This window comes from Nostoc sp. NMS8 (genome assembly GCF_017115045.1).
In the GTDB taxonomy this organism is placed as follows: Bacteria; Cyanobacteriota; Cyanobacteriia; order Cyanobacteriales; family Nostocaceae; genus Nostoc.
This window is the reverse complement of sequence record NZ_JABXKK010000037.1, coordinates 1-11899: the sequence shown is the minus strand read 5'-3', so window position 1 is coordinate 11899 and position 11899 is coordinate 1. Positions and strand designations below refer to the sequence as shown.

Sequence of the window (11899 nt, the reverse complement as noted above, 5' to 3'; positions counted from 1 at the left end):
TAGGTATTCTGTACAAGTGGTGGTGCTTCGCAGTCTCTTCTCTAGGAGAGTCTCTGCCAGCGAGTCCACAGGCCTCTAAGTATAGGTTAAAACCGTACAACTCTTAGAGACGCGATCGCCAACATCCCGCTATAGCTACGAGACACTACGCGAACGTGGGCGAAAATAAATTCCAACATTCTTACTTTATTTAAAGCTTTACAGCGGTTCTCGTTCACGCTACATCCGTAGGGGCAATATCCTGCGGGAAGCCGTTTTGCGTCTACATGAATTGCCCTTAAGTAGAACGAGGTAAAAAACCAAACTATGAACCCGATTGAATTAGAGTGGCAACACCTCAAAAAAGATGAATTAGCCTCGAAAACCTTTGATGACGAGTTAGACGCAAGCCTCATGCTGTCATTGATGGGGTTCAAATACGTTCAAATAAGAGGAGAAAAGGGAAATTATAGTACGCAACGTGTAAAATTTAACTCTAGTTCTTTTGCTTAATTGTTTATTACATGCTTATAAATTTTCTCCACGACTTACTTGTACCTATTGCAACAACTTGATAGGGGTAAATATGGACATACAATTTAGCCCTGTCTCATTTTCTGACATTCGTGGAGCGGTGCAAAGCCACCTTGCGGCACTCCCCGCACGCATTGATTCGTTCCTGGAGGCACATATCCTTGCGTCGCACCATTATCACATCTTCATTGCTCGCCAATCTGCCGGCTTTGCGTCAATTCATGGTGAAAGTTTGCTTACCCAATTTAGCCTGACTGACCAACATAAGCGCTATGGACAAGCCGTGTTTCAGCAACTACGCAAGCTAGAACACGTCGAATCGGCGTTCGTTCCAACGTGCGACGAGTTTTTTCTCGCTCATGCGCTTGATGATTACCGCCAACTTACAAAACAAGCATACTTTTTCAATGTCGTTCCACATGCACAAGACCATACAGCAACTCAATCATTTTCGTTGCGCTTGGCTAACCCCGAAGATATTCCCTTCATTCAACAGCACGCGGGTGAGTTTTTCACGCCTGTTGAGAAGCATATCGCAGCACAGGCATTGTTTCTAGTACGATCTAGCGATGAGTATGTCGGATTTGGGTTGATCGAATTGAGTAGCCTTTATGGTAATGTCGCCAGTATCGGCATGTACACGATCGAACACTTTCGGCGCACTGGTATCGCAACTGCCACAATCACGCTATTAATAGAGGAATGTCGGCGACGGAAACTACACCCAATTGCTGGGTGCTGGTATTACAACCATCTGTCAAAGAAGACTTTGGAGCGGGCAGGTATGTTCACCCAAACAAGGCTGCTAAAAATCAATTATTAGTCGAAGGCTTATTCAGAATAATTGAGATTTGTGCATTATCACTCGCCGCCCTGCCCGCCTGCTTTTGACTAAGATTACTAGGTGCTTTACCAAAGCCAGAATATCTCTTTCTGTTTACGTAAAATTATTTAAGTATAGAAAATTTAATTAATCTTAATTATACATATATTTGATTGATAATGCAAGGCTTTTGTATAGTAATTTTACTTAGGCAAAAATATTTTTTAACATAATTAGTGTGCTTCCCCCAAAAAAATATATGATTTGGACTTTGCAATAGTTGAATTATTTTTTAGGGATTTTAACCTCATCTAGAGTGTTAATCTTTCGCGCAGAGATTGGCGACAACTATTTCAAGATGAAACAATACAAGGGTCTCCATAATCTGCGCTCACAATGAGCAATGAGAATTTCTTTTCCCCATTCACCAGGAAGCGCTAGCACTGATAAGATGCGAACAATTGCAGAAATTAACGAGAAAATCAGCCGCCAACGTGCAGTAGTGTTGACAACTGAAGAGTTAAAAGCACGAGTTGTCGAAATCGGTGTTACTAAAGCTGCTAAAGAAGTTGATGTAATTACCACTGGCACTTTTGAGCCGATGGAGTCAAGTGGTGCAATTATTAATTTGGGACACACTGATCCCCCAATCAAAATTCGTCGCTGCTGGTTGGATGGCGTGCCAGCATACTCTGGTTTTGGGGCAGTAGATTTATATTTGGGTGCGAGTTGTGCTATGGAAGCGATGGACGGTGAAGAAGTCCGAGAACGTGGTGGCGGTCATGTAATCGAAGATTTGATCGCTGGTAAATCTATACACGTAAAAGCGCAAGGACAAGTCACAGATTGTTACCCCAGAGCAAATTTTGAAACTACAATTACCAGTGAAACAATTAATCAGTTTTATTTATTTAATCCGCGCAATCTTTATCAAAATTTTATTGTTGGTGTAAATGGTGGCGATCGCCCTCTCTTCACGTATCTCGGCCCATTACAACCACGTCTTGGGAATGCTGTTTATTCTAACCCTGGTGCTATTTCTCCTTTACTCAACGATCCCGATTTGCAACTCGTTGGTATAGGTACTCGAATTTTTTTAGGCGGTGGTATTGGCTATGTAGCCTGGGAAGGCACTCAGCATTTCCCATTACAAAAGCGTTTACCTAATCGTACACCGATTGGGCCTTCTGCGACTTTAGCTTTAATTGGTGATGCCAAGCAAATGGATGCTCATTGGGTGCGGGGGTGTTACTTCAAAAGTTACGGCCCCTCATTAATGTTAGGTGTTGGTGTACCCCTGCCTGTATTAAATGAACAAGTAGTTGAACACTGTGCTGTGCAAGATCAAGATTTAGTCGCGCCAATAGTGGATTTTTCCATTCCCCGGCGCGTCCGTCCCACCTTTGGTTTGGTGAGTTACGCTCAACTCAAATCTGGGCGAATCACCATAGAGGGCAAAGCTATACGCTCTGCCCCCTTAGCGAGTTTATTTTTTTCTAGGCAAGTCGCCCTAGAGTTGAAAAAGTGGATCGAAGCAGGTACGTTTACCCTTACAGAACCAGTTTCTCCAATTCCGATGGAGCGATCTTTTCTACCCCAAGACCGGCGGACGGATTTTTGAGAGTGGGGAGTGGGGAGTAAGAATTTTAGATTTTGGATTTTGGATTGGAATTTAATCCAAAATCTAAAATCCAAAATCCAAAATTGAATTGCCCCGTTCCCTACTCTTGAGTCGGTTTCGGTCGCTTGATCGGTTTTGGAGTGGGTGTTTTTGGTATAGGCTTTGACACCACAGAGGGGTCGCTGCTTACGCCTGTTTTCTTGATAGGACGAGGGGTTTCGCCACTGCGTCTAGGGGGGAATGGTTTTCTTCCACCAAAACCACCACCACCACTACCAGCACGAGGCGCACCTTTGAATGGTGGTTTGCGTTTTTTGGGCAAATCAGCGATCGCCTCAGCTTTTTCTACGATCAAAACGTCAGCTTCTCGCTTGGCTTGGAAGTCCCAGAATTTTCCTACTGCTTTAGTGGTCAGCACACCCCTCAATTTCAACTTAAAATATTTGGGTTTATCAGTTGATTTGCGTGGAGCTTGCCTAATTTTGACTACCAAACTTTTAGCATCAAAAGACTGGTATACTACTTCACCACGAACAGAAAAACCACCATCTGCAACTTCTGATGAGGGTATTACGGTTGTGTTTAGTTCAGAATTTTCCGATAAGCCATCATCGGGTGTCTGTAACTCTTGCAATTCCAAATCTAACTCGTCCTCATCTGTTGAGTTTTTAGCCAGATTTTCTGGCTCCCAGACTCCGACGATTTGGATGTGCAAGGTATCATTTTCTTGTCTTGTACGTGGATATACTACCCACAGGTGTTCTTTTTCTAAGTCTAGGTGATTCTTGACCAAGCTCATAATCCGGCCTAGGAGGACGGCATTGAGTTCTACACCATCTGCGGTCAGCAGAGTACCTTGAGTAAATTGTTCGCTGCTAGCATGATAGCGACCCCGGACTAATCCGATCGCTCGATACTGCATCGGTTCACTGGGAGGCGGAATCGGTTGCTGTCGATTGATCGAGTTCCCGTTTGAGTCAGTCTCGCTGGGTTTGACAGGCGAATTTTCAGGTTTAGAGGAGTGGGCTGCTATGTGAACATTAGCGGCAGCCTCTATTTTAATTGGGCCCTGGTTAGAGGCAGAAGAATTGGAAGATTCAGGCAACGGCATCAGGTCGGAATTCATAAAAACTCCTTGCGGCGGAGACACATCCCATTGTGGGATTTTACAAAGGCAGCTGGAAAGAGCATTTGTGCGACTGATTGAAAGCATATTGACTTTTCACAAAGTCACACTAGGTACTCTAGACAATCCTAAAGGCGCTAAATTTAGTGTTTATACACTAAATGTCTAATTTAGCGGCTTTACACTAGTTTCGGAAGCATATCATAGCTACAATTCTGACGGCTCCTCCTAAAGTCATCACTTACTTTAGCAGTGTAGATAGTTAATTGTTATAAAATTCACAGGCAATTGGCAGTATTCCGCAAAGTTTTGGAAATTTTTAACTTTACGATTTGTGTAAATGCTCATGTCATTAAAATTTAGGAGAAAGACAAAACTGTGTCTCAAACACGCAATCGCTGGATAGTTCAAGTCATCTTGGCGCTGGCAATTCTTGCTTTTGTGGGTGTTTCGGTGATTCCCATAATTGGAGCATTTAATAATACGCCACCCTCAAGTCAAAATACTGCTAGCACCAAAGGCAGTTTGTCCTCCGCTGACCAAAAATCAAAACTGGAAGACGAAGCACGGGGTTATGAACAGGTTTTGCAAAGGGAACCAGAAAATCAGACTGCGCTTAAGGGCCTATTACAGGCGCGGCTGCAACTATTAAGTCAAAAAGAAAAAAGTGAGGTAAAACCTGCTGATATCCAAGTAGTCATTGAACCACTAGAAAAGCTGGCCAAGCTAAATCCCGAACAGTCTGAGTATTCAGTGCTACTAGCTCAAGCCAAACAGCAAATTGGCGATCGCGAAGGAGCCGCTCAAGCTTATCGCTCGATTTTGTCTACAAAACCAGGTGATTTGAAGGCTTTACAAGGAATGGTGGCTCTGTTGATAAGTCAACAACGCCCTGAAGCGGCCATTGGTTTGTTACAAGAAACCCTTTCTAATGCAGCCCAGGCAAATACAATTCTGCCTGGAAGTGTAGATACGGTAGCCGTGCAGGTGCTATTAGGTTCTGTTCATGCTTCTCAGAAACGCTATGCTCAAGCTAGCTCTGCTTATGACCAGGCAATTAAGAAAGATCCCAAGGATTTTCGCCCCGTTGTGGCAAAAGCGATGCTTCTGAAACAACAAGGCAAAGACGCAGAGGCAAAACCTTTGTTTGATAGTGCCGCAGCTTTAGCACCTGCTCAGTACAGAGACGAAATTAAAAAGGCAGCAACGCTTCCTTCTATTCCTAAATCTGCTCCATCTTCCGCGCCTTCATTGGAAAGTAAGCCTAAATGATGGGGATTGGGCACAAGAGGCAAAGGTGCAGGGGGAAGGGTGCAGAGGAGAAGAATTTTCCCCCTGCTCCCTGCCCCTCTGCTCCCCATTCTTACCCTTACGCTCCCTCAATGGCGGCAACAACGCCAAAGACTAAAAACAGGAATCCGCCAATCAGGGTGAGTTGACGTTCAGAAATGCGTCCGGCAATCATTTTGCCACCGATAACAGCGATCGCAGCACAAATGGCATGTCCTAAAATTGCACCTATTGTCACTCCAACAGGATTATTGCCTGCGGCTAGGGCAATGGTGGCAATTTGGGTGCGATCGCCCCACTCTGCCATAAATGTCAACACAAAGGCTTCTGTGATAATTGCTAACGATGTCTTATGCTTTGGTAGCTGCAAATCTGCTTGTTTCACCGCTGCTTCGGCTTCTTCTACAACTTCGGTATCACAAGCAGCTGAGGACATCTTACTAGCGTCGTATAGCAGCTTGATCCCAAAGGCAATAAATAATGCTATTTCGGCATAATGAATATAAACTTTTGGTAACAGAGATACCGCTTGCCCAAATATCACCGAAAGGATTGTCATCGCTGCCAAAGCAAATGTCACACCTATAAATACCAGCCGCCGCGGGTGGTGCATTGCCAAAATTACAGCAATAAAAAATGTTTTATCGCCTAATTCGGAAACTGTAATTAGTAATAAAGCTGCGGTAAAAGCTGTTAACACTCTCTCAAGCTCCTCAAGAATCGTTTACCGATGTGAAGCTTGATGAGAGCCAAAAGACCTCACCAAGTTTACACTTTTCGGTGTGAACTTAGTGAAGGTCTCGCTATCAAATATTTATTATTTGCCACCTGAACCAGGCTCATCGCCAGTATGTTGATTCAGATGTACTGGCTTTCAAGTTTTTTTGCCAGCAGCTACTCCCCTTCTATGCGTCTAACATTTTACATACTTTTCCATGTATAAGTCAAGAGAGTAGGGAATAGAGAGCATCTGAATTTTAAAGTGTTTTAAGCTCACATACGATTTGTATTATCTGTCTATTGCTGGGTCATCAACCAATGCTTGCTATAGTTAGCTTTCGTTAGGCAATGACAGTAATATTTGCATTAGTAAGCATTGCCTGATTCAATAACTGGGCGATTTTAACTTGTGCTGTACCACCAACCCCATCTTTATCAAAGGACAAATTACCAGTAGTTTGATTGTAGATAAAGCGATCGCCTGTTGTGGCACTAGTACCAAGTCGGAACAAGCCAGAATCTAGTGTACTATTCAGAGGTTGTCTACGGTGTAAGTATCATTGCCGACTCCACCATCGAGATTGGCAATTCCTACACCTCCATCCAAGGTGTCATCACCGGAACCGCCAAACAAGGTGTCATTGCCAGAACCACCAATCAGGCGATCGCTACCATCAACTGGCTGTATTTATGATGAACAATTAGAAAGTAGCAGAATTTTTAAATATTAAACATCAGTGTTAGCACCATAAAATACTACGTTTAAAAGGGGCAGGCTAGCATGAGCATCATTCGTGATTACCTAATATATGAATTATTTTCTATAGCAAAAAATGTATTTTCTCGCTCTCATTAGTTGTTGTTAAATATAAATTAATTACAAATTCAATAAATAAAATAATATTTTCTACTTTCTAGGAAATCCCAAATATTTTATATTTTCTGGCAACCAGTTAAATAAATCTATCAATAAAGTCAGAGGTGACTTAAATAATCACCTCAAGCATTCTTTACCTCTGCATGATGCCAATTCCAAAAAGATGAATTATACACAAGGGTAATGCCAAGTCTTGTATCATCAGGCAAGTCCAACTAATTTGGCACTGAGTTCCCATACGCGATCGCCTTTGTCGTCATCACGGGCTTGAGGAGAAACCTTTTGTACAAAGGACTTACCATCTTTCTTCTGGCGATTTCCCCAACTCCAATAGACACCGGATTGACTATACTCAGGATCGGCAACCACGGCAGCAACCCTTTCCCCCGCCAACTCCTGAGACACATATCCCCCAGTGATGTACTTCTGGAATAATGGGAAGATTTTCTGAAACAGGGGATAGTGGTTTCTAAATAGCGGTGTTTCAGCAACACATCCCGGATAGAGAGAATTGAAGACGATACCAGTTGACTCGTGATAGCGTTCATGCAGTTCTCGCATAGTTAGTACATTACAAACCTTGCTATCTTTGTAAGCTTTGACTGGCTCAAATTTCTTGCCATCAATCATTGCGATCGGCTCTTTAAACCCTTCTGCAAAGCCCTGCAAATCGCCCAAATCAGGACGCGGTGGAATTTTCCCACCCAGTTCGTCTGGATTATGAGTGACGGTTCCTAAAATTACGAGCCTTGGCTCTAAAGATGACTTCTTCAGATCCTCTAGCATCAGGTTGCACAATAGGAAATGACCTAGATGATTGGTGGTGACAGTTAACTCGTAGCCTTCTGGACTGCGTAACGGCTCTTTGATTAAGGGCATATAAATTGCAGCGTTACACACCAAAGCGTCTAGAGACTTTCCACTAGCTCGGAAGTTCTTCACAAATTGTCGAACACTTTCCAAGGAGCCAAGGTCAATATGTATGCTGGTATAACTGTTGTAGGGGATATCCACAGCTTGGGCTGCTTTTTGTGCCTTCGCTAAATCCCGACATGCGAGTACTACATACCATCCCTTGTCAGCAAGAGCTTTTGCAGCATATAAACCCACCCCCGAAGAGGCACCCGTAATTACAACCGTTGGCTTCTGATGTTGTTCCATTTTGTTCGCACTCCATTGACTCTTTCTAGGATCTCACACCAGTGAACCATCGTTATCACCAGCTTTTCAAAGTTGTATTCGGCTGAACTCACCTCTTACTCCAAGTAACAGGGACTAATCTTTAAGATAAAAATATATATTTATACAAAGAATATTCAAAAATATATAAATAAAATAATCATTGTGATGTATTTACACAGTTTTCAACTCTATCAATGCAATCTGGGATTTTTGCGTGTTTAAGTATTTTTTCAGACGTATTCAGATGTATATTATTAAATAGTCTAAGAGGTTGTTTGAAAAGTCTAATTTATTATTCATCGGGCGACTGGAAGTCGCAGCTACATAAACTAAACCTACCTCTGTGGGTTAAAAAGTCTTGATTTTCTCTTAGAGGATGTCTGAAAAGTTTTTTTGTATACATATAAACCCTTGGAGATCCCCCTAAATCCCCCTTAAAAAGGGGGACTTTAAGACTCTTATTCCCCCCTTTCTTTAAGGGGGTATCAAGAAATATTTGATACTTCTCAGACATCCTCTTAGTCCACGTTCGCGTAGCGTTCCGCAGGAAAGGTGGACTAAGTTTTGTGTAGTAGCGAATTCTATTGCCTAATGCTTTTCAAACATCCTCTAAAAAGTATAAGTAAATTTCCTAGCTGCTTAACAATTTATACGCTGTGGATAAGTTTCTACAATCTGTAAAAAAAATTCTGCAAGACAAGCCTCTCGATTCAATTCAGTGGTTTGTGCTATATCAATCATGGTTGGGCAAAACTTACAGTGAAATGGCAGAGGTATCAGGCTACGGCAATAATTACATCAAAGAGGTTGGCTCTGAGTTATGGCAAGACCTTTCCATCGCACTTGGAAAAAGAGTAACGAAAAAAAATCTGCATTTAGCCTTGAAGAATCACCTACAAGACGACATCATTAATCAAGAAAATCAGATCCAACCAAAGTTCGGCGAAGAATCTAGCTTAGAAATGGTTTCTTCAGACTTTTTTTCAGCAAGCAAAATAGAATTTCCTAGCGGCCCTGTTGCCCTGGGTTCTCCTCTTTACATCAATCGCCCTTCTCTGGAAGAACTTGTCTGTAATGAGATTTTGCATCCTGGTTGCTTAATCCGCATCAAAGCATCTAGAAAGATGGGAAAAAGTTCTCTACTGAATCGGATGATTGCTTACGCTAGAGAGCGAGATTATCAAATTGTCTATTTAGACTTCCAAGAAGCTGACCAAGACGTTTTTGCTTCCCTGGATAAATTTTTGCGTTGGTTTTGTGTAAATGTCAGCAGGCAGTTAAATCTTCTTCCCTGTCTTGATGATTTTTGGGATATAGAAATGGGTAGCAAGGTAAGCTGCAAAATCTATTTTGAAGCATATCTGTTACAGTACATTCACGATCATCCTGTAGTTTTGGCTTTAAATGAAGTCCATCGGGTTTTTGAACATCCCAATATTGCCCAAGACTTTCTGCCAATGCTGCGATTTTGGCATGAACAAGCAAAGCAAGATGATACTTGGCAAAAACTGCGGATGGTAGTGGTTCACACTACAGAAATTTATATTCCGCTGAAGCTCAACCAATCGCCTTTCAATGTAGGGCTAACAATTACACTGCCACCATTTACTCTCAAGCAGGTACAGAATTTAGCATTACGTTACGGACTAGATTATGCAGGAGAGTCAGAAGGGGCAAAAAGTCTTGCATCCCTACAAACAATGGTAGGAGGACATCCCTATCTGGTGAGCCTTGCGTTTTATCATCTCTCTCAGGGAGAAATGACGCTGGAGGTGTTATTAGAAAATGCATCTACACAAGTAGGAATTTACGGTCAGCATTTACGAGAACTGTTAACACTACTGCAAAGAGAACCAGAATTAATGTCAGCTATGCAACAAGTAATTGCAACAGATGAAAAAGTGGAGTTAGACGCGATCGCAGCTTATAAACTAGAAAGTATGGGTTTGGTTCAATTAAACGGCAATCAAGCTAGCGCCATGTGTGAGTTATACCGACTTTATTTTAGCCAACAGTTGGGAAAGCAAAATGATGCTCATGCTTTTAGGAAGTTCTTAAGCTAGTTTTGAGAGTTGTTAGTAAAGACTAGCTTACCCATCAATAATTATATAAATTTTCTCGGATGTCCCAATAGATATAAAACAAATTTAAAATTAATTAAATGAATAATTATCGATATCAAGTTGGTGGTACGCTCACCAGTGATGCTCCTAGCTATGTCGAGCGCAGAGCAGATGTAGAGCTTTATGAAGCATTGAAACAGGGTGAATTTTGCTACATTCTCAGCTGTAGGCAAATGGGTAAATCTTCGCTGATGGTAAAAACAAAGCACCGCTTGCAACAAGAGGGCTTTAGATGTGCCACCGTTGATATGACTAATATTGGTTGTGAAAATATAACTCCAGAACAGTGGTATAAGGGAGTTGTTGGTGATATCTGGTTAAGTTTTAAACTATTAGGAAAAGTCAATTTAAAAACCTGGTGGCAAGAAAAAAATGATATTTCTTTGGTTCAGAAACTTAGTCGGTTTATTGCAGAAAATCTCTTAGCTCAGTTTCCTAACGAAAGATTATTTATTTTTATTGATGAAATTGATAGTATTCTAAGCCTTGATTTTTCTGTCGATGACTTTTTTAACTTGATTCGGTTCTGTTATAACCAAAGAGCAATTGATCCAGAATATCATCGGATTACATTTGCAATTTTTGGGGTTGCGACACCTTCAGACTTAATTCTAAATAGAAATCATACTACTCCATTTAATCTTGGTAAAACTATCCAAGTAAATGGTTTCACTTTTGAAGAAGCTCAACCACTATCTTTAGGGCTGGATATAAAAGACAATCATCCCCAGAAAGTTTTGAAAGAAGTATTAGCATGGACAGAAGGGCAACCATTTCTTACTCAAAAGCTGTGTCGGTTACTGGTAAATTTATCTCAAGATGATGTTGGTAGAAAGCTGAAAATTCCCCCTGGCACAGAAGAATTTTGGATAGAAAATGTGGTGCGATCATACATGATCGAGAAATGGGAATCACAAGACGAACCGGAGCATTTGCGGACAATTCGCGATCGCATCCTCAGAAACGAACAAATTGCCGCCAGATTGCTAGGAATTTATCAGCAAATTCTCCAAGGAGCAAAAGTAGCAGCCGACGACAGTCGAGAACAGGTAGAATTGTTGCTCTCTGGTTTGGTGGTTAAAAAACAAGGTTTTCTCCAAATCAAAAACCGCATTTATCAAGAAGTTTTCAATTTAGAATGGGTTGGAAAAAAATTAGCTTATTTGCGTCCCTACTATGAAGCCTTCAATGCCTGGGTAGCCTCAAAGGAAAAGGATAAATCTCGCCTGTTGCGCGGACAAGCCTTGATTGATGCCCAAACTTGGGCAAATGGTAAAAGCTTGAGCAATTTAGATTATCTATTTTTAGCTGCTAGTGAAGAATTAGATCGGCGAGAAGTGCAGCAGGCATTGGAAGCTGAACGTGCCCAAGAAGTCGAAGCGCGACTTGCAGAACAACAAAAAAGACTGGCTCAACAAAAGAGAGCTGCTACAATCGTGACACTTTTGCTAGCGGGTATGACAATTAAGTTGGTGATTTCTATATTGTGGGGAGTATCACTTTTAAGAAAGATTGATGCTTTAGAATCACAGCTAAAATGTACGCAGGTGAAGCATGAGGGCAAAGTAATACAGCAGATTGCAGGTAAATGAGGTACAGTCTTAGTAGTGTATGAAGGGGTAAA

Annotated in this window: 10 protein-coding genes; 5 read left to right on the top strand and 5 right to left on the bottom strand. The window is 41.8% G+C overall.

Annotation, left to right across the window (positions count from 1 at the left end; translation table 11 throughout):
• Nucleotides 1-565 precede the first annotated feature (565 nt).
• The gene (locus HWQ39_RS05640) at nucleotides 566-1336 is read left to right on the top strand and encodes a GNAT family N-acetyltransferase (protein ID WP_292842464.1); all 771 of its coding nucleotides are present in this window, start codon (nucleotides 566-568) and stop codon (nucleotides 1334-1336) included.
• A gap of 451 nt (nucleotides 1337-1787) precedes the next feature.
• Complete coding sequence (locus tag HWQ39_RS05635; RefSeq protein WP_292842529.1) at nucleotides 1788-2957, top strand: homocysteine biosynthesis protein; 1170 nt, start codon at nucleotides 1788-1790, stop codon at nucleotides 2955-2957.
• Nucleotides 2958-3057: 100 nt separating this feature from the next.
• Here HWQ39_RS05635 and HWQ39_RS05630 read toward each other — a convergent pair whose 3' ends face one another.
• On the bottom strand, nucleotides 3058-4083 hold the full coding sequence (locus HWQ39_RS05630; protein WP_292842463.1) for a hypothetical protein: 1026 nt from the start codon (nucleotides 4081-4083) through the stop codon (nucleotides 3058-3060).
• 378 nt (nucleotides 4084-4461) lie between these two features.
• On the opposite strand from HWQ39_RS05630, the gene HWQ39_RS05625 reads away from it, so the two are divergent.
• The gene (locus tag HWQ39_RS05625) at nucleotides 4462-5355 is read left to right on the top strand and encodes a tetratricopeptide repeat protein (RefSeq protein WP_292842461.1); all 894 of its coding nucleotides are present in this window, start codon (nucleotides 4462-4464) and stop codon (nucleotides 5353-5355) included.
• A 97-nt stretch (nucleotides 5356-5452) separates the two neighbouring features.
• On the opposite strand, the gene HWQ39_RS05620 is transcribed toward HWQ39_RS05625, so the two are convergent.
• The 4 genes from HWQ39_RS05620 to HWQ39_RS05605 all read right to left on the bottom strand — a co-directional run bounded on the left by HWQ39_RS05620 (nucleotide 5453) and on the right by HWQ39_RS05605 (nucleotide 8131).
• Complete coding sequence (locus tag HWQ39_RS05620) at nucleotides 5453-6073, bottom strand: TMEM165/GDT1 family protein (protein ID WP_292842459.1); 621 nt, start codon at nucleotides 6071-6073, stop codon at nucleotides 5453-5455.
• A 361-nt stretch (nucleotides 6074-6434) separates the two neighbouring features.
• The gene (locus tag HWQ39_RS05615; RefSeq protein WP_292842457.1) at nucleotides 6435-6605 is read right to left on the bottom strand and encodes a hypothetical protein; all 171 of its coding nucleotides are present in this window, start codon (nucleotides 6603-6605) and stop codon (nucleotides 6435-6437) included.
• A gap of 20 nt (nucleotides 6606-6625) precedes the next feature.
• Entirely contained in the window at nucleotides 6626-6751 is a 126-nt protein-coding gene (locus HWQ39_RS34360; RefSeq protein ID WP_366932228.1) for a hypothetical protein, read from the bottom strand.
• Nucleotides 6752-7171: 420 nt separating this feature from the next.
• Nucleotides 7172-8131 carry a protochlorophyllide reductase gene (locus HWQ39_RS05605; RefSeq protein ID WP_292842453.1) on the bottom strand — a complete coding sequence of 320 codons (960 nt, stop codon included), beginning with the start codon at nucleotides 8129-8131 and terminating at the stop codon, nucleotides 7172-7174.
• A gap of 677 nt (nucleotides 8132-8808) precedes the next feature.
• On the opposite strand from HWQ39_RS05605, the gene HWQ39_RS05600 reads away from it, so the two are divergent.
• Entirely contained in the window at nucleotides 8809-10215 is a 1407-nt protein-coding gene (locus HWQ39_RS05600) for an AAA-like domain-containing protein (RefSeq protein ID WP_292842451.1), read from the top strand.
• 98 nt (nucleotides 10216-10313) lie between these two features.
• Nucleotides 10314-11867: an AAA-like domain-containing protein gene (locus HWQ39_RS05595; RefSeq protein ID WP_292842449.1), complete on the top strand. Its 1554-nt coding sequence runs from the start codon at nucleotides 10314-10316 to the stop codon at nucleotides 11865-11867.
• Nucleotides 11868-11899: the final 32 nt, after the last annotated feature.

Excerpts from the sequence above, each read along its gene's own strand:
- HWQ39_RS05605 (WP_292842453.1), bottom strand. The coding sequence starts at position 8,131 with ATGGAACAACATCAGAAGCCAACGGTTGTAATTACGGGTGCCTCTTCG.
- HWQ39_RS05640 (WP_292842464.1), top strand. The coding sequence starts at position 566 with ATGGACATACAATTTAGCCCTGTCTCATTTTCTGACATTCGTGGAGCG.
- HWQ39_RS05595 (WP_292842449.1), top strand. The coding sequence starts at position 10,314 with ATGAATAATTATCGATATCAAGTTGGTGGTACGCTCACCAGTGATGCT.
- HWQ39_RS05630 (WP_292842463.1), bottom strand. The coding sequence starts at position 4,083 with ATGAATTCCGACCTGATGCCGTTGCCTGAATCTTCCAATTCTTCTGCC.
- HWQ39_RS05635 (WP_292842529.1), top strand. The coding sequence starts at position 1,788 with ATGCGAACAATTGCAGAAATTAACGAGAAAATCAGCCGCCAACGTGCA.